This is a genomic window from Bacillus cereus group sp. MYBK245-2 (genome assembly GCF_051916145.1).
Taxonomy (GTDB): Bacteria; Bacillota; Bacilli; order Bacillales; family Bacillaceae_G; genus Bacillus_A; species Bacillus_A pacificus.
The window spans coordinates 126,116-144,939 of the sequence record NZ_JBQAGB010000008.1 but is presented as its reverse complement, the minus strand read 5'-3'; the positions used below and the strand labels follow the sequence as shown (position 1 = coordinate 144,939).

The window sequence follows — 18,824 nt, the reverse complement described above, 5'->3', positions numbered from 1 at the left end:
TGGAATGCGAGGAAGAAATAATAAAAAGTCGCAAAAGGTAGTACATTTATTTCAAAAAAGATGGGTATTTCCGGCACTATACATTGCTTGTGCAGCGGTAATTTTAATGGTTGCGCTATGGTTCCAAGGAGCTAATCCGAAGAAGACTCCGAACCAAGATCAAGCAACGCCGTATACACAAACGGAAGATCCAGCAGTACCAGTAACGAAGTCTTCAGAAGTAGTGAAAATGCCAGCTCCTGCTAATGCGGAAGTAGTTGTACAGAAGAAGTTCTATGAAGATGCAGCAACTGAGGCGGAACAAGAAAAAGCACTTGTCTTTTATAACAACACATATTCCCCGAACAAAGGAATTGACATTGCTGCGAAGAATGGAAAAGAATTCAATGTTACAGCTGCTTTAAGTGGTACAGTAACGAAAGCTGAAAAAGATTCACTTCTTGGTTATGTTGTAACAGTTGATAGCGGAAATGGTGTAGCAGCTTCTTATCAAAGCTTAGGCAGTGTGAAAGTAGAAAAAGGTGCACGAGTTGTACAAGGTGAAGTATTAGGAAAATCCGGTCTAAGTGCAATGAATAAAGAAGCAGGTTCTCACGTTCACTTTGAAGTACGTAAAGACAATGTGGCTGTGAACCCTGAGCGCTACTTAAATAAGTCAGTAGCAGAAATTAAAGCTGATGCAGGTGCTGCAAAGGCAACGAACGCTTCTGGTAAAAAAGCTGATGACAAATCTCAAAAAGAAGAAAAGTCAACGAGCACGAAACCAGAAAGTAAAACAGAAGACAAGTCTCAAAAAGAAGAGAAATCAACTAGCGGTTCAACTAGTGACAAAAAAGAAGAACCGAAGAAAGAAGAAAAATCAACAAATGGTTCTACAGAATCATCTAACAGTTCTTCTTCACAAGAATAAGAAAGTGAAAAAATCAGTTCTCAATAGAGAGCTGATTTTTTTATTTCTATATAAAAATACTCAATTTCGAGAAAAAAGTTGCAATAACAAGGAAAAATGACGAGATTCACGAATATATATTACAAAAAGGAGGGGATACTGTGTCATTTTTGTTTGTTCTGTCGACTGCTATTATTTTATTGTTTGTTTTATTCACTCTATATTATTACATTGCCGGTAAGAAAGAGGTTCCCCACCATCAATTGTTAGAAGAAGAATTTGAAAGAGAAGAATGACGCCTTATATACAAGGTGTCATTTTTTTTGCCAAAATAGTCACTGTTAACGTATTTCTCACAAAAAAACGTAATTTTTCTTAACTTAGTCCGCAAAAATAGTGAACATGTAGCATATATCAGTAGTGCGGGCAATACAATGGTATAAACCAAAGCAAAGAGAGTGTTTGAGGTGAGAAATCGTGAATCATTTCATTATAAATCCAAGAATGTTTAACGCTTACAAACAGCACTCACACTTACTTCTAAGTCGTATGCAGCGAGGCTCATTTCACACTTCTCACATCCAATTTAGGGAGGCGAGTGGTGTGCACGATTACATCAAAGAGAGAACTATCAAGATTGGTAAGTATATCGTGGAGACAAGAAAGACAGTGCGTGTCATTGCAAAGGAATTTGGGGTATCAAAGAGTACAGTCCATAAAGATTTAACGGAGCGTCTACCAGAAATTAATCCAGAGCTCGCAAATGAAGTGAAAGAAATTCTTGATTATCATAAGTCTATTCGTCATTTAAGAGGCGGAGAAGCAACAAAGCAAAAGTATAGAAAAGAAGATGTAGAAAAGCCGGTACGTCAATAAATATGCGATCGCAAGCATTCCGTTTCAATTCGGTAATATTTTTCAGAAGAATTCTTTTTGCGAATATTACGTTTCTGTTAAATTTATGATAAAATCAGAAATTAGGTGTAAAAGAATTCGGGTGTAACCTGATTTTGAATATCGAGGAGGAAAAAACGGGAATGTTTGCGCGAGATATCGGAATTGACCTAGGTACGGCTAACGTATTAATCCATGTTAAAGGTAAAGGTATTGTATTAAATGAGCCATCTGTTGTTGCTATTGATCGTAACACAGGTAAAGTATTAGCAGTAGGTGAAGAAGCAAGAAGTATGGTGGGACGTACGCCTGGTAATATTGTAGCCATTCGTCCACTAAAAGATGGTGTAATCGCAGATTTCGAAATTACAGAAGCAATGTTGAAGTATTTCATTAACAAATTGGACGTAAAGAGCTTCTTTTCAAAACCTCGCATTTTAATTTGTTGTCCAACAAATATCACATCAGTAGAACAAAAAGCAATTCGTGAGGCTGCTGAACGTTCAGGTGGTAAAACGGTATTTTTAGAAGAAGAACCAAAAGTAGCCGCAGTTGGTGCTGGTATGGAAATCTTCCAACCAAGCGGTAACATGGTTGTTGATATTGGTGGAGGTACAACAGATATCGCTGTACTATCTATGGGTGATATTGTTACCTCTTCCTCTATCAAAATGGCTGGCGATAAGTTTGATATGGAGATTTTAAACTACATTAAACGTAAGTATAAGCTATTAATTGGAGAACGTACTTCAGAAGATATTAAAATTAAAGTTGGTACAGTATTCCCAGGTGCACGTAGCGAAGAACTTGAAATTCGCGGACGCGACATGGTAACAGGTTTACCACGCACAATTACAGTATGCTCTGAAGAAATTACAGAAGCATTAAAAGAAAATGCAGCTGTTATTGTACAAGCTGCAAAAGGCGTACTAGAGCGCACACCACCAGAATTATCAGCGGACATCATCGACCGCGGTGTTATTCTAACAGGCGGTGGAGCTTTACTACACGGTATTGATATGCTTCTAGCAGAAGAGCTAAAAGTACCAGTATTAATTGCTGAAAACCCAATGCACTGCGTTGCGGTTGGTACAGGTATTATGTTAGAGAATATCGATAGATTACCAAAGCGTGCTTTACGATAAAGTGAAAGGAACTAAGGTGTAAGCCTTAGTTCTTTTTTTGTATTTTTATTTTTGTATTTCGATTTATTGAGAAAATAGAAGAAAAATAAAGAAAAACGAAGAATATAGGTAAAATATTCATATATATGGTTAAATTTAATATTTCCGTATTTGAAAACGTTTATAATATAATGAGTCGAATACGACATTAAGGCAAATCATGTTCAAATACATATTGCCTTTCCCTAATCTGGGCATACACTCTTTTCTACCTCCGTGTCAGTTGCAAGGATATGCAACTATTTTAAGAGAATAGAGTGTATGCATTTTTTTATAAATAGGAAGTAAAGTTTCACTTTATAATGACAAACAATAAACAAAATGGGATAATAGACAATATGTCCAAGTGGTAAGACCAATATTACAAAAGGGGCGATTGTTATATGCTAAATATAGAACAAATTAAAGAAATCATTCCTCACCGCTATCCATTTTTACTTGTTGATAAAATATTAGAAGTAGATGAAGGAAAAAGAGCGGTTGGAATTAAAAATGTATCCGCAAACGAAGAATTCTTTAACGGGCACTTTCCTGACTACGCAGTTATGCCCGGTGTACTTATTGTAGAAGCATTAGCACAAGTTGGAGCAGTTGCTGTATTAAAGAAAGAAGAAAACCGCGGAAGACTTGCTTTCTTCGCAGGTATCGACAATTGTCGTTTCAAAAAACAAGTACGTCCAGGTGATCAACTTCGTCTAGAAGTAGAAATGACGCGTGTACGTGGTCCAATCGGAAAAGGAAAAGCAATCGCAACAGTAGATGGTGAAATTGCTTGTGAAGCTGAAATTACATTTGCGATTGGTGATAAAAAAGAATAGATGTGAATTAAAAAAATTCTTCTGCAACATGCAGGAGAATTTTTTTAATTTATATATCTTTTATCCGAAATATTAAAATACAGATTAATCAGAATTCTTGTTGTAAATGAATGGAAGTTCGTATATAATGACGCTATAAATATCTTGAAACTAAGATAAATGATAGCGCGATAAAAATAGAGACGCGGTTGTCACATTATAAAGGGTATGAGCTAGGACAAAGCTTATTATGATTGGTTATGATGAAGTGTAGAGGAAAGTGATGGGGGAAATTAACAGTATAAAAAAATGAAAAATGAGCGTAGCATATCGAACATAGAGAGATAAAGGGGAAAGTGTCGCATTTTGAAAAGAGGAGATCATACCATGTTCGGGAGAAAAAAAAGAAAACCATTACGACAATTAATTACACATAAAGAGCCTAAGTCACGTATTGCGGAACAGTACCGTAACATCCGTACAAACATTGAGTTTACATCTATAGATAGCAGTATCCGTTCTATTGTTGTCACTTCGGCAAATCCGGGTGAAGGAAAAACAACGACCGTTTCCAATCTAGCAGTTGTTTTCGGTCAACAAGGGAAAAAGGTATTGTTAATTGGAGCAGACTTACGTAAGCCAACAATTCAAAACTTATTTGCTGTTCATAGCCCTAATGGCTTAACGAACCTATTATCAGGACAAGCGAAATTCATGCAATGTATTCAAAAAACAGATATAGAGAATGTATACTTAATGACTTCAGGTCCAATCCCGCCAAACCCGGCTGAACTATTAGGTAGCCGGGCAATGGACGAGCTATTACTAGAAGCATATAACATGTTTGATATTATTTTAATCGACACACCACCAGTCCTTGCGGTTACCGATGCACAAATACTTGCAAATAAATGTGATGGAATTGTACTGGTCGTACGTAGTGAAAAAACAGAAAAAGATAAAATCGTAAAGGCGAAGCAAATATTAGACAAGGCATCTGGTAAACAACTTGGTGTCGTTTTAAACGATAAGAGAGAAGAAAAGGAACAATATGGATATTATTAGAAAATAATGTGTAGAATAGTAAATTCTGAGCTGATAAATAATTTTATCGGCTTTTTCGAATTTTTGTAAAGTATATAATTGCATTATATAAAAAACATGATATAATGGAAATTTTGGAAATTTGTTGGAATGTGTTGTCAGATTTAAGATTATTTTGTAAGATTATATGTGCTTGATGTGAATAAATGTCGAACGAAATCAATCAAAATAAAAAATGTAAGATTTATATGTTATAATTTTTCTTATGTGCAAATTTTAGAAAGTTGGAGGAACTTATGGAAGAAACAATTAGTTTGAAAGAGTTATTTCATATTTTAAAAAAACGTTTAGCAATGATCCTCGTAATCGCCTTTGGTGCAGCCATTGTAAGTGCTATCATTAGCTTCTTCTTTATGACACCAATCTATCAATCTTCGACGCAAATTCTTGTTAACCAGAAGAAACAAGAAGGTGCAATGATTCAAGCTGGTGAAGTTCAAACGAATATTCAATTAACGAATACATATAAGGTTATTATTAAAAGCCCAGTAATCTTAGATCAAGTAAATGAAAAATTAAAATTAAATATGACAGCGCAAGCGTTAACAGGAAAGATTAATGTTGCGAATGAAAAAGATTCACAGGTAATCTCTGTAACAGCTGAGGACAAAGATCCGAAATTAGCTCGTGATATTGCAAATGCTACTGCAGATGTATTTAAAGGTGAAGTTGCAAAAATTATGAACGTGGATAACGTAACAGTACTATCTAAAGCGGAAGTTGCAGAAAATCAATCTCCGATTAAACCACGTCCAATGTTAAATGTAGCAATTGCCTTCGTTGTTGGCTTAATGGCTGCAGTTGGTCTTGCATTCTTACTAGAATACTTAGATAACACAGTGAAAAAAGAAGAAGATGTAGAAAACTTACTTGGTTTACCAGTGTTAGGTATTGTAGCTCGCATGGATGAAGAAACACCAAGTGTGAAATCGCACGCTCCATCATCAAGAAAAGTGAGGGGACAAACAATTGGCTCTTAATTTATTTAAAAAGAAAAAGAATCATCGTCAACGTCGTCAATTAATTGCTCATCAACAACCGAAATCACCAATTTCCGAACAATATCGTAATATTCGAACGAATGTTGAGTTTGCGTCTGTTGATACAAATTTACATTCATTAATGGTAACGTCTGCGAACCCAAGTGAAGGGAAAACAACGACGACAGCGAATATGGCAGTTGTATTTGCTCAACAAGGTAAGAAAGTATTATTAATTGATGCAGATATGCGTAAACCGGCGATGCATCAAATGTTCCAAGTTGATAATATTTTCGGATTGACGAACGTATTAACACATAGTGAGCGTTTTGAGAAGTGTGTGCAAAAAACATCAGTTGATAATCTACACTTTTTAGCGTGTGGGCCAATCCCGCCAAATCCAGCGGAATTATTAGGTTCAAAATCGATGCAAGAACTTCTTGCACAAGCATATAGTATGTACGACTTAGTTATCTTTGACTTACCACCAATTTTAGCTGTAACGGATGCGCAAATTATGGCAAATGTATGTGATGCATCTATTCTTGTCGTACGTAGTGAAGCGACAGAGAAAGAAACGGCTGTAAAAGCAAAAGGATTATTAGATTCGGCAAAAGGTAAATTGTTAGGCGTTGTTCTGAACGATCGTGAGCGAGAACACGGCTTATACTACTATTACGGTGCAAACTAACTTAAAAGTGAGATATGGCAAGAACATATCTCCTTTTTTCCCTTGAATATGAGATTTATCTCATATTCAAGGGAAAAAAGGATCTTTATACGAGAGGGAGGGTGAAAAAATGATTGATTTACATTGTCACATTTTACCTGGTATCGATGACGGTGCACAAACAGTAACAGATAGTTTAGTGATGGCGCAAAAGGCAATAGAGGAAGGAATTCATACAATTGTCGCAACACCGCACCATCAAAATGGAAAATATGTAAATGAACGTACCTCAATTATTCATCAAGTAAAACAACTAAATGATGAACTACAACAACATAATATTTCACTTACTATTTTACCTGGGCAAGAAGTCAGGTTATATGGCGATTTATTAGAAGACTATGAAGCTGGTAAAATCGTTACTTTAAATGAAACAAATAAATATATATTCATTGAATTTCCATCGAATCACGTACCTCGTTATGCCGAACAATTATTATACGAATTACGTGTAAAGGGAATGATTCCAATTATCGTTCACCCAGAACGTAATGCCGAGTTAATCGAGCGGCCAGATAAGTTATATAACCTTGTAAATAAAGGGGCATTAACGCAAGTAACGGCAGGTAGTTTATTAGGGAAATTCGGTAAAAAAATTAAAAAGTTTTCAATTCAACTTGTAGAACACAACTTAACACATATGGTTGCTTCAGATGCACATAACATAACGTCAAGAGGATTTCATTTAGCAGAAAGCTATGAACTAATTGAGAAAGAATTTGGAATGAATGTTATGAGTGATTTGAAAGAAAATCCGTACTTATTAATTAGCGGGAAGGCAATTTACAAAGAAGATCCAGAACAAATTCGTCGTAAAAAATTGTTCGGTATTTTTTAAATAAAGAATTGGTGATGTCTCCTAACCGTTATCAACGGGGGCACTCGGTCGTGCTGTGGGTAGAAAATTTATTTTCGAACCTACCTTAGACGCTTGTCGTCGGGAGTATGACGTGAGGATGGGTTAGATGCCCATAATTTATTTTTAACAGAAACTCTACCTATGGAGTAATAACTATGACTTTATAGGTAGGTTTTTTGTTATTGCTACATATAAATATAATAATTTATTTTGGGGGTACTAGATTTGAAAAAAGTAAGAAAAGCAATTATTCCAGCAGCTGGTCTGGGAACAAGATTTTTACCAGCAACGAAAGCGATGCCGAAAGAAATGTTACCAATCGTTGATAAACCGACAATTCAATACATAATAGAAGAAGCGATAGAATCAGGAATTGAAGATATTATTGTTGTAACAGGAAAAGGAAAACGTGCAATTGAAGATCATTTTGATCATTCCTTTGAATTAGAGCAAAGCTTATTAGAAAAAGGAAAGTATGAGATGCTAGAAAAAGTACAAGCTTCCTCAAAAATTAATATTCATTACATAAGACAGAAAGAACCAAAAGGTCTAGGGCATGCAGTATGGTGTGCGCGTAAATTTATTGGAAATGAGCCATTTGCGGTATTACTTGGTGATGATATTGTACAAGCTGAAACACCTTGTTTACGTCAATTAATGGATCAATATGAAGGGACACAGTCGTCAGTTATTGGTGTACAAACAGTGCCTGAGAGCGAAACACATCGTTACGGTATTATCGATCCAATTGAAAAAAATGAACGTCGTTATCAAGTACGTCAATTTGTTGAAAAGCCAGCAGAAGGTACAGCACCATCAAATTTAGCAATTATGGGACGTTACGTATTAACACCAGAAATCTTTATGTTCCTTGAAAATCAACAAACAGGTGCTGGTGGGGAAATTCAATTAACAGATGCAATTCAACGTTTAAATGAAATTCAACGAGTATTTGCTTATGATTTTGAAGGTACGCGTTACGATGTTGGGGAAAAATTTGGTTTTATTAAGACGACGATCGAGATGGCCCTTCAACACGAATCATTAAGAGAAGAGTTAATAAGCTATATGAGTGAACTTGTAAAAAAAGAGAATGTACATATATAAAGTGAGGTGAAAAGGCATTGGCCTTAACTAAAGTATCAAGTGGGACTGTAAAAGAACGAGGGTTACTTGTTGCTGAAGAGGTAAACCAAAATGGATTTTATTTATTTACGAAGCGTTTAATGGATATATTTGGTTCGGTAATGGGTCTAGTGTTTCTTTCTCCAGTTTTTCTTATCGTAGCATTACTTATTAAGTTAGAAGATCCTAAAGGTCCTGTTTTTTTTAAGCAGGTCCGTATTGGAAAGGATGAAAAAGAATTTGGAATGTATAAATTCCGTTCAATGATAGTAGATGCAGAAGAGCGGTTAAATGATTTATTAAAACATAATGAAGTATCTGGAGCAATGTTTAAAATGAAAGATGATCCTCGTGTGACTAGGATCGGAAAATTTATTCGTAAAACAAGTATTGATGAATTACCACAATTATTTAATGTACTAAAGGGTGATATGAGTTTAGTTGGCCCAAGGCCACCGTTACTAAGAGAAGTGAAAGAATATACTTCGTACGATAAACAGAGATTACTAGTAACTCCTGGTTGTACGGGGCTTTGGCAAGTGACTGAAAGAAATAATGTTGGCTTTAAAGAAATGGTTGAATTAGATTTAAAATATATAAAAAGACGAAAATTAACATTAGATTTAAAAATAATATTTAAAACTATAGTAGTTATCTTTAAATCTAATGGTGCGTCTTAATAAAAAGGAGTCTAAGACTATGAAGATAGTGGTGGTTGGCACAGGCTATGTTGGATTAGTAACAGGTGTATCTCTTGCTGAAATTGGACATAATGTTACTTGTCTGGATTTAGATAAAAACAAAATTAATAAGTTAAGACAAGGTAATTCGCCTATTTATGAGCCAGGGATTGAGGAATTAATAGCAAAAAACTTATCTAAAGGGACTTTAGCTTTCGGAATTGCAAATGAAGATGCATATAAAGAAACTGATATCATATATCTTGCTGTTGGAACACCTGAATTAGATGATGGCTCAGCAAATTTAGAATATATTTATAGTGCATGTGAGGATATTGCTCGCTCAGTTACTAAAGATATTATTGTAGTTGTGAAAAGTACAGTACCAGTGGGAACCAATCATAAAATTAAAAAGCATATTAAAAAAAGCCTTAATGGAAAATCAATTGGGGTAGAAGTAGTATCAAATCCTGAATTTTTACGTGAAGGTTCGGCAATTTATGATGTATTTAATGGAGATAGAATTGTCATTGGTGCAGATAATAAAGAAGCAGGAGATGTAATTGAAAAAATTAATCAACCTTTTGGTTTAATGATTTATCGCACTAGCATTTGTAGTGCAGAAATGATTAAATATGCTTCTAATGCCTTTCTTGCTACAAAAATTTCATTTATAAATGAAATTGCAAATATTTGCGAGAAGGTGAATGCAGATATAGAAGAGGTTGCATATGGGATGGGATTAGACAGTCGCGTGGGAAATCAGTTCTTAAAAGCCGGAATTGGTTACGGTGGATCATGTTTTCCAAAAGATACCAAAGCTTTAAGGAAAATTGCAGATAATGTGGAGTATGATTTTAGTCTTTTAAGTGCAGTTATTGAATTCAATAATAAGCAACAATATAAACTTTTAGAACAGGCTATAAAGGATTTTGGTTCGTTAGAGAATAAAGAAGTAGGCGTACTAGGACTTGCATTTAAACCCAATACAGATGATATCCGTGAATCGGCTTCTTTAGCTATTATACCAACTTTAATTGGGATGGGTGCTAGAGTAAAGGTATACGATCCAGTGGCAATTGAAAATGCAAAAAAAGAGTTACCATCAGATGTAATATATTGTGATAGCAGTACTGAAGTTATAAAGGATACTGATATGGTATTTATTTTAACAGAATGGGATGAATTTAAGCAGATTCCAGCAAAAGTGTTTAAAACAGAGATGAAATTTGCGAATCTATACGATGGTAGAAATTGTTTTGATAATGACAATATGGAAAAGGCAGGAATTAATTATTATTCTATAGGGCGAAATCGAGTAATCATTAATTCACCTGTGTTATCATAGATAAAGGGAAATAGAGGCTAAGTCAAATCAGTAGTAGATAACTACAAATTGAATTTAGCCTCTTTTTTAGGTAACTTACTTCGGATGTTTAACTTATAAATTTTTTATTGAAGGTTGAGGTTGAGGATGAATTTTCTTATATTAACAAACCAATATCCTAAAAAAACGAACTTGTATAGAAATGGATTTGTTCATCAGAGAGTAAAAGCTTATTCTAAGAACGGACATAATACAGTTATATGGGTTATGAATGATCAAAAGGATAAAGAAGTCTATTATTTTGACGGTGTGATGGTTATTGAAGGGAATCCTAAAGAGTTTAATAGATATATGAAAGAAGAAAAAATTGATAGGATTTTAATACATTTTTTATTAGAGAATATGGTTGATGCTTTACTTAATATAGATATTAATATTCCGGTTTTAGTATGGGTGCATGGATATGAGGCTTTGAAATGGAATCACCGATTATTTAATCCATGGAATTTATCGGCATGGAGAGGCTTAAAGATAAAAGAGAATTATAACCAGCTGAAAGCTTTTAAGCGTTTTAATGAACAGAATAAGTTAAAACACGTATCATATATATTTGTTTCTAATTGGATGAAAGAAATAGCCGAAAAAGATATTAATACTAAATTTAAGAATAACTATATAATTCCAAATTATATTAACACAGAGTTATTTAATTATGAACATAAAAATGAAGAGCAACGAAAAAAAATACTGTTAATTCGTCCTTTTCATAATAGAAAATACGCCAATGATATTGCTGCTAAGGCAATTATAGAGTTAAGTAAATTCCCAGAGTTTAAGGATTTAGAATTTAGTATCTATGGAGAAGGTAAATATTTCAAGAAAGATACTGAACAATTAAAAAGGTTTCAAAATGTGAAAATAAATAATAGATTTTTAAAACAAGAAGAGATAGCCGATATGCACAAAAAATTTGGTGTTTTTTTATGTCCTACTAGACAAGATGCCCAAGGGGTCTCAATGTGTGAAGCTATGGCAAGCGGTTTAGTACCAATTACATCAAATAATACAGCTATTCCGGAATTTGTTGATCAGAATAGAGCAGGATTTTTGACAAAAGGACCTAAAGATATAGCTAACGCTATATTAAGTTTATATCACGACCCAGTGGGTTTTAAAGAGATGTCTAAAAAGGCATCTGATAGAATAAATGAAATATGCAGTTATGAAGTAACGATTGAAAAAGAATTAGACAAAATAATCAATTTGAAATGAGTTTATTAAAGTCCAGTCAAGGGATTTAGGTGATAGTTTTGTATCCAAAAAACAATTTATTAAAAAAATTTATGGAATACGCCCTAGGAAGTGGAATAGTACTTATAATAGGGTTCATTTCATCTCCACTTAATACCCGATTATTTTCTCCTACGGAATTTGGGAAATTTTCAATGTTTTTATTAATAACAAATGTAATTAACGCCCTTCTATTGGTAGGATTAGATCAGTCTTTTGTTCGATATTTTTATGAAGAAGAAGAAAAGGTTAGAGGGAAATTATTATATAAAAATTTAAAAATTCCAATGTTAATGTGTTTAGTAAGTTGTATGGTGATAGTAATTTTTTATAAACAATTAGCTGATGGAATTTTTGGTGTATCAAATAATCAACTGTTAATCTTATTAATTTTAAATAATTTCTTTATGATTCTTAATCGCTTTGCATTGCTGGCTATACGTATGCAACAAAAAGGTAAATTATATTCTAGTACACAAGTAATCCAAAAAGTTTTAAATATTGCTTTAATCATCATATTCTTTATGTTTTTTCAAAATAACTTTATAGTGTTAGTATATGCTTTTGTAATTGCTAATATAGTTGTTACCATTATTGCAATGTACTATGAAAGAAGATTATGGAGTAGTATTAAGAAAAAGGGTGAATTGAATACCTCTAATGTAGAACTTTTAAAATTTGGAGCACCTTTGGTATTTACATTTTTAGTTACTTGGTTGTTTCAGTCAATTGATAGAATTTTCATCCAACAGTACAATGATTATAATGAATTAGGTATATATTCAGCTGCTTTTTCCATAATTGCTTTATTAAATGCGATACAGGGTGCCTTTACAACTTTTTGGGTACCTGTAGCATATGAAGCGTATCATAAGGACAAAGAAAACGTTCAATTTTTCCAGAAAATAAATGGTTTAGTAACGTATATTATGTTTTTGATGGGTATTTTAATTATTATGTTTAAGGATCTAATAGTAGTTCTATTGGGAGAAGAATTTAGAGAAGCAAGTGGAATAATACCTTTTCTAGTTTTTATGCCAGTAATGTATACGATTTCTGAGACGACAGTGTTAGGGATAAGTTTTTTGAAGAAATCAAGTTATCATATAGTTATAGCGGTAATAGCGGCAATTACTAATGTGGTGGGAAATATAGTGCTTGTTCCTAGTTTTGGGGCTAAAGGTGCGGCAATCTCTACAGGTATATCCTATATCGTGTTTTTTACAATGAGAACTTTAATTTCCAAATCCTTATATAGTGTTAAGTATTCGCTATTTAAATTTTATGTTATAACTATGGGGTTATGTTTATTTGCATTATATGCAACTTTTAAAGAGTTTGATATTTATTACATTTTATTTTTTGTGATGAATTTTGTATTACTTAATGTCATGTATAGGAATGTTTTAATAGAGTATTTTCCGAAAAAATATTTAAAAAAGTAAATAATATTGATTCAAAATAAATAATATTACTCTAAATAGGAGAAAAATATGGGATTTGTTTTATTAGGTATCTTTATTATTTGTTTAATAAAGAAGAATTATGTATTTGCCTTAAGTGTTTATATAATAAGTATATTAGGGATTCCTAGAAATAACGATATAGAAAAAATGTTTGGTATAGGTATAGATATACATAGAAGTATTTTCTTTGATCTTAGATGGTTAATAGTGATAATCATGTTTGTCTTTATCATGTTGAAATTAGATAAAAGTAGAATTAAATTTAAGATGTTTAATTTAATTTGGTTTTTTGTACTTTTATGTTTATTTATGATTTCATTAATTAAAGGGTTAATTAATGGAAATCCGTTAATTAAATCAGAGATGGTATTGTACATTCAAATTTCTATAACTTTATTTACCCTAATGGTTTGGATTAAAAAATTCAAAATACAAATGTTAGATTTACTAAATATGTGTATAGTTGGAGGAAGTGTATACAGTGTTATTGCTATTCTTCTTTCTCTATTTTGGAAGGATTATTTGCCAAGTGTTTATGGCGATTTTTATAGCGAAATTTGGGGAGCGACTGGCAGGGTAACCTTTCAGAATGTCACAGTATTGTTTATGATAAGTTTTTTTTCCTTATATATGATTTTCAGAGGGGAAAATGTAAAACTCAATTTTTTTGCTATAGTGTTATTTAATATAGCCATTTTATTATCACAGACTAGAAGTATTATTGCATTGTATTATGTATGCTTTTTGATTATAGGATTATGTATATTCATGAAGTATTTATTATCAAAAACCTTAAAATTAAAACATCTAGTTTTTATATTAATATGTATTCCTTTAACATGTGTAGTCCTTTTAGTTGGTGTGAAAACTTTACATTTAATGGAGGATTCAGTGGCCGTAGATATACTAAATAGGTTTAATGAGGGAAGTGGATCAATTGATTCTAGATTGTATACTAATAACAACATATTAGAAGGAATGCAATCTCCTATTTTAGGTAATGGAATTGGTTACCCATTAAAGTTTTTAAATGCTGGAGGACATTTAGTTAGTGAGGGAAGTTGGATAGATAATTTTTTTATTTCCTTCTATTCAAAATTCGGATTAGTTGGAGTAGGAATTGTAATAATAATTATGATATATGCTTTTGGGGTTAATATAAAATGTTTTATAAACACAAAAGATGAATATTTCATGATTATTTCTATAGTGTATATTCCATTTTTAATAATTTGTTCTTTTCTTACTTCTCAAATTATACATTCAATTCAAGTATGCATTATATACTTTATAATAGTATTAATACCTATTATTAGTAAAAAATACAGTAGGCGTACCAATAAATTATAATAGGTGTAATTTTATAAGGTTTTCATCTTTATAGAAGATATGTTTATAAGTGATGAAATCGGGAGAGATATTTAATACAAGAAATTAATAATATTACTAATTGGAAAAGGAGTATTTATAATGAAAGTAGGTTATGTATCAAGTAAGTATCCCGAAATCAGGAATATTATAGGGAAAGTAGAGGATGTTGATTATATTTACGATAAAAATAATAATTGGTTCTCTCTAAAAAATAAAATTAATAGTCAACTAAAGATTTTTGGTAGGGCGCATAAAGGAGTGAGGAATACTTTTAATCATAGAAGTATTTTTCGAAGAAAAGATATAGATTTATATCATTTTTTTAACTTGGTAAGTTCGTCCGATGTTATATATATAACAAGTTTTGAGTCATTCGTCCCAAGAAGGGACGAATTTTTTTTCTCTTATCTAACATCTAATAGTCATGATCATTTGAAAGAAGAGTTACTTCAAACGGAATTAAGTGTATTAACATCTGATAATTGTAAAAAAATAGTTTCTCTTTCTGAAAATGCAAAGAAAATTCAAGTGAATTTATTAGAAAAAAGTAATTTGGAGAAACAAAGGGAGGTTCAAAATAAAATAGTTGTTATACATCCGCCACAATCGCTAATTGTTGAGAGTTATGAAGAAAAGTCAGTAGATGAATTAGTGATTAAGTTTATTTTTATTGGTAGACATTTTTTTAGAAAAGGTGGATATGAAGTAACAAGAGCATTTGATGAGATATGTAATAAGGAGCCGAATATAAAAGCAGAATTAATATTAGTGGGAGATATAGAGGCATATGAAGATAATACCAAACCAGTAACAAGACAAGAGATTGATGAAATAAAACAAATAATACAAAAAAATAATAGGATTATTCATTATAAGGAATTATCACATATAGAAATAGTGAATTTATTGCAAAAGAGTCATGTGGGTTTACTTCCTAGTTGGTCCGATACTTATGGATATTCAGTTTTAGAAATGCAAGCGGCAGGTGTTCCTGTGATTACGACAAATATAAGAGCCTTGCCAGAGATTAATAGCGAAGAAGTGGGCTGGATGATTAATTTGCCTTTAAGTAATACTGGGGAAGCTGAATATGTAGGGGTAGAAGCTAGAAGTTTTATTAGAAAGAAGTTAATTAATGATCTGGAAAATATAATAGAGAGTATTGTAGTAGATAGAGATGTAATAAAAGAAAAAGGTATTAAATGCTTGGAAAGAATAAGAGAAGAGCATTGTCCAGTTAAATATGGAAAACAAATGAAAAAATTGTATCTAGAATCCTTAGATTGATAGTGAGGAAAATTGTAAATTGAACATGAGTGGAAGACATAATTATTAGTCGTGTCTTAAATCTTTAAAGGAGGTGTTTTTATTGAATGTTGAAAATATTTTGGTAAGCGTAGTTGTACCAACGTATAATAGGGAAACATTGATAAAAAATACTATCGATAGTGTATTAAATCAAACACATGAAAATTTTGAATTAATAATTGTAGATGATGCTTCTACAGATAACACAGTGGAAATAATTAAGGGTTATGAGGATAGTAGAATAAAATTTATTAAATTAGATAAAAATTCTCAAGGAACAAAACCTAGAAATATTGGGATTCAGGAAAGCCAAGGACAATATATAGCATTGTTGGATTCTGATGATGAGTGGTTACCAACTAAATTAGAAAGACAATTGAAATTTCTTCAGCAATTCAATGATGAGAAGATGGTATGTTTTACAGATCTAAAATTAAAAGAAGCAAAAAAAATAAGATATTCCAATAATAATGAATTTGTGGATGGAACTAATATTTTAGAATATATTTTAATAGATAAAAATTGGGTTCAAACTAGTACTTATATGTTTTCGAGTAAGTTGGGGAAAGAAACTTTATTTAATCCTACTTTAAAAAAACATCAAGATTGGGATTTTTGTTTAAGATTAAGTAATAATGGGGCAAATTTTGTTAATCTCCCTGAGCCTTTAACTACGTATTATCTAGATGAAAGAGATGGAAGGATTGGTAACAACAATAAATATTTACAATCTTTAAAGTGGTTAGCGAGTGTTGAAGATAGTATTTCAGAGAAGGCTAAGCACGCATTCTTAGTTCAAGTAGTAACTAAACCTCTAATATTTGATAAACAGAGAAAAAAAGCTTTTCAAATTTATTTAAAGGCTTGGAAAAATAACGTTCTTAATATAAGTGAATTGTTTAAAGGGATTATCAAGTGTATCACACCTTTATTTTTATATCGGAGTATAATTAAATTTAAAGGATAAATTTTAATTTTAGTATTATTAATAAAAACCAAAGTTGGGGTACTATTATTTATTCGGATAAAAATCTATTTATAACTAAAATATAATAGTATCTGGAAATGATAATTGTATTAAGGAGAGAAAGTATGAGAAAATCAAAGCTGACCATTGCAATTTGCACTTTTAATAGGGTCGATTTATTAATAGAGACAATCCAATCACTTTCCGAATTAAAGAATATCAATGATGCTCAAGTAATAATTGTAGACAATAATTCTACAGATGGTACAAGGGCTGAAGTGGAGAAATTAATTGGAGATTTGAACTATAATTTAGAATATATAAATGAAAAACGTCAAGGACTTTCTTATGCAAGGAATACTGCAATTCAAAGAGCAAGTTGTGAATATATAGCATTCTTAGATGATGATGCCATACCTGACTCAGAATGGATAAATACAATTATCGCTGCTTTTGAGAAAGATTTGACCTTATATGCAATTGGTGGGAAAATAATCCCTAAATTTGAGACTGATCGTCCTGACTGGTTAGTTAAAGGTTTAGAATACTCGTATACTATTGTGGATTTAGGTTCCAATAAGCAACAATACCCATCTAAACTGTATCCATTTGGTGCTAATATGGCATTTAGGACGAGTGTTTTTAATAAGTATGAATTTCCCAACCATTTAGGTCGAAAAGGTACTACACTTATTTCAGGAGAAGAGACGTGGCTGTTTAGTAAAATTCAGGAAGAAGGATGGAACTACTGCTATATTCCAGGTATGGTTGTGGAGCACTTTGTTCCAAAAGAACGATTAACAAAAAAATGGGTTTTGGAAAGATTTTATTTCCAAGGAGTAACAAAAAAATTAATGTGTACAAATAAAAAAGACAAAATCAAACTATTTATAGAAACATTTATAAAATTTATTTATGTAAATATAAAGGCTCCACTTTTAAAAGGTGAAGGTGAAATATTATTAAATGAATGTAGAAGAAATAGTGTGCGTGGTGCATGGAACCGGGCAAAGAAAAAATAACATGCCGGTATTAAAATAACAAAATCAGTATTCTAGAGGGGAAAAATGGATAAGAAAATAATCGGTGATATACAAGTTAATATTACAAACGAATATGAAGTAATAGAATATCTAGATAAAAGAATAAATAAAGAAGAAAAGACAAAAGTATTTTTTTTAAACGCACATTGCTTTAATGTTGCTCAGGCAAATAATACCTATAAAGAAAATATTAACAACGCTCACCTACTTTTAAATGATGGAATTGGTTTGGACATTGCTTCCAAATTGTTTGGTTTTAAATTTCCGCAAAATATGAATGGGACAGATTTTACCCCTAAACTATTAGAATATGCAGAGAAACAAGGATTAACTGTATATCTTTTGGGGGGAGAACCGGGCGTAGTTAAGAAGGCTCAGAAAAATTTCGAGGGAAAGTTTGAAAAATTGAATATTGTTGGTTCCCATCATGGCTATTTTTTTGATGATGAAGCAGAGATTATAGAAGATATTAATAAACATAGCCCAGATATTTTAATAGTAGGATTCGGGGTGCCATTACAGGAAAATTGGATTTCAAAACACTTTGAAGGGTTAAATACAAAGGTTTTAATAGGCGTAGGAGCTTTTTTAGATTTTTCTGCAAATAAGGTTAGAAGAGCACCTAAGTGGATGCGGACTTGTAAGTTAGAATGGGTATTTCGTTTGTTATTGGAACCAAAGAGAATGTTTAAAAGATATGTAATTGGTATTCCATTGTTTTTGCTTTATATTGTTAAGTATCGAATTAAATCTTAGCGATTTTAAAGATAATATATAGAGTTAGGGCTTCCCAATAGTACTTATTAGGAA

General features: G+C 32.0%; 19 protein-coding genes. All 19 read left to right on the top strand.

The features are described from left to right. Window positions 1-4 precede the first annotated feature (4 nt). The 19 genes from ACTFRN_RS15290 to ACTFRN_RS15200 all read left to right on the top strand — a co-directional run bounded on the left by ACTFRN_RS15290 (window position 5) and on the right by ACTFRN_RS15200 (window position 18,770). The gene (locus ACTFRN_RS15290; RefSeq protein WP_001214941.1) at window positions 5-910 is read left to right on the top strand and encodes a M23 family metallopeptidase; all 906 of its coding nucleotides are present in this window, start codon (window positions 5-7) and stop codon (window positions 908-910) included. Window positions 911-1,050: 140 nt separating this feature from the next. After that, the gene (locus ACTFRN_RS15285) at window positions 1,051-1,185 is read left to right on the top strand and encodes a hypothetical protein (RefSeq protein ID WP_000008901.1); all 135 of its coding nucleotides are present in this window, start codon (window positions 1,051-1,053) and stop codon (window positions 1,183-1,185) included. A gap of 307 nt (window positions 1,186-1,492) precedes the next feature. After that, window positions 1,493-1,765, top strand: coding sequence for a sporulation transcriptional regulator SpoIIID (gene spoIIID / locus ACTFRN_RS15280; protein WP_000544012.1), 273 nt, complete (start codon window positions 1,493-1,495; stop codon window positions 1,763-1,765). A gap of 161 nt (window positions 1,766-1,926) precedes the next feature. Then, complete coding sequence (locus ACTFRN_RS15275; RefSeq protein WP_000457987.1) at window positions 1,927-2,928, top strand: rod shape-determining protein; 1,002 nt, start codon at window positions 1,927-1,929, stop codon at window positions 2,926-2,928. Window positions 2,929-3,350: 422 nt separating this feature from the next. After that, on the top strand, window positions 3,351-3,785 hold the full coding sequence (fabZ, locus tag ACTFRN_RS15270; protein ID WP_000931956.1) for a 3-hydroxyacyl-ACP dehydratase FabZ: 435 nt from the start codon (window positions 3,351-3,353) through the stop codon (window positions 3,783-3,785). A gap of 366 nt (window positions 3,786-4,151) precedes the next feature. Next, window positions 4,152-4,829 (top strand): CpsD/CapB family tyrosine-protein kinase, encoded by a 678-nt coding sequence (locus ACTFRN_RS15265; protein WP_000467927.1) that lies wholly within the window; start codon window positions 4,152-4,154, stop codon window positions 4,827-4,829. A 275-nt stretch (window positions 4,830-5,104) separates the two neighbouring features. Then, window positions 5,105-5,848, top strand: coding sequence for a YveK family protein (locus ACTFRN_RS15260; protein WP_000393144.1), 744 nt, complete (start codon window positions 5,105-5,107; stop codon window positions 5,846-5,848). Then, window positions 5,838-6,539 (top strand): CpsD/CapB family tyrosine-protein kinase, encoded by a 702-nt coding sequence (locus tag ACTFRN_RS15255; RefSeq protein ID WP_001207185.1) that lies wholly within the window; start codon window positions 5,838-5,840, stop codon window positions 6,537-6,539. Before ACTFRN_RS15260 ends, ACTFRN_RS15255 begins: the two co-directional genes overlap by 11 nt. A gap of 109 nt (window positions 6,540-6,648) precedes the next feature. Next, entirely contained in the window at window positions 6,649-7,416 is a 768-nt protein-coding gene (locus tag ACTFRN_RS15250) for a tyrosine-protein phosphatase (protein ID WP_074567736.1), read from the top strand. A 246-nt stretch (window positions 7,417-7,662) separates the two neighbouring features. Further along, window positions 7,663-8,544, top strand: coding sequence for a UTP--glucose-1-phosphate uridylyltransferase GalU (galU, locus tag ACTFRN_RS15245; RefSeq protein WP_074567737.1), 882 nt, complete (start codon window positions 7,663-7,665; stop codon window positions 8,542-8,544). Between the two features lie 17 nt (window positions 8,545-8,561). Further along, complete coding sequence (locus ACTFRN_RS15240; protein ID WP_074567738.1) at window positions 8,562-9,242, top strand: sugar transferase; 681 nt, start codon at window positions 8,562-8,564, stop codon at window positions 9,240-9,242. Window positions 9,243-9,261: 19 nt separating this feature from the next. Then, window positions 9,262-10,590, top strand: coding sequence for a UDP-glucose dehydrogenase family protein (locus ACTFRN_RS15235; protein WP_074567739.1), 1,329 nt, complete (start codon window positions 9,262-9,264; stop codon window positions 10,588-10,590). A gap of 126 nt (window positions 10,591-10,716) precedes the next feature. Further along, complete coding sequence (locus ACTFRN_RS15230) at window positions 10,717-11,841, top strand: glycosyltransferase family 4 protein (RefSeq protein ID WP_074567740.1); 1,125 nt, start codon at window positions 10,717-10,719, stop codon at window positions 11,839-11,841. A gap of 38 nt (window positions 11,842-11,879) precedes the next feature. After that, window positions 11,880-13,304, top strand: coding sequence for an oligosaccharide flippase family protein (locus tag ACTFRN_RS15225; protein ID WP_088339396.1), 1,425 nt, complete (start codon window positions 11,880-11,882; stop codon window positions 13,302-13,304). A 48-nt stretch (window positions 13,305-13,352) separates the two neighbouring features. Further along, a complete protein-coding gene (locus ACTFRN_RS15220) occupies window positions 13,353-14,675 on the top strand; it encodes a hypothetical protein (RefSeq protein ID WP_088106310.1) in 1,323 nt (440 codons plus the stop codon). A 120-nt stretch (window positions 14,676-14,795) separates the two neighbouring features. Continuing rightward, the gene (locus ACTFRN_RS15215) at window positions 14,796-15,983 is read left to right on the top strand and encodes a glycosyltransferase family 4 protein (protein ID WP_074567506.1); all 1,188 of its coding nucleotides are present in this window, start codon (window positions 14,796-14,798) and stop codon (window positions 15,981-15,983) included. 82 nt (window positions 15,984-16,065) lie between these two features. After that, a complete protein-coding gene (locus tag ACTFRN_RS15210; RefSeq protein WP_074567505.1) occupies window positions 16,066-16,971 on the top strand; it encodes a glycosyltransferase family 2 protein in 906 nt (301 codons plus the stop codon). Between the two features lie 125 nt (window positions 16,972-17,096). Then, window positions 17,097-17,993, top strand: a complete 897-nt coding sequence (locus ACTFRN_RS15205) for a glycosyltransferase (protein ID WP_074567504.1) — start codon at window positions 17,097-17,099, stop codon at window positions 17,991-17,993. Window positions 17,994-18,038: 45 nt separating this feature from the next. Beyond that, entirely contained in the window at window positions 18,039-18,770 is a 732-nt protein-coding gene (locus ACTFRN_RS15200) for a WecB/TagA/CpsF family glycosyltransferase (RefSeq protein WP_074567503.1), read from the top strand. Window positions 18,771-18,824: the final 54 nt, after the last annotated feature.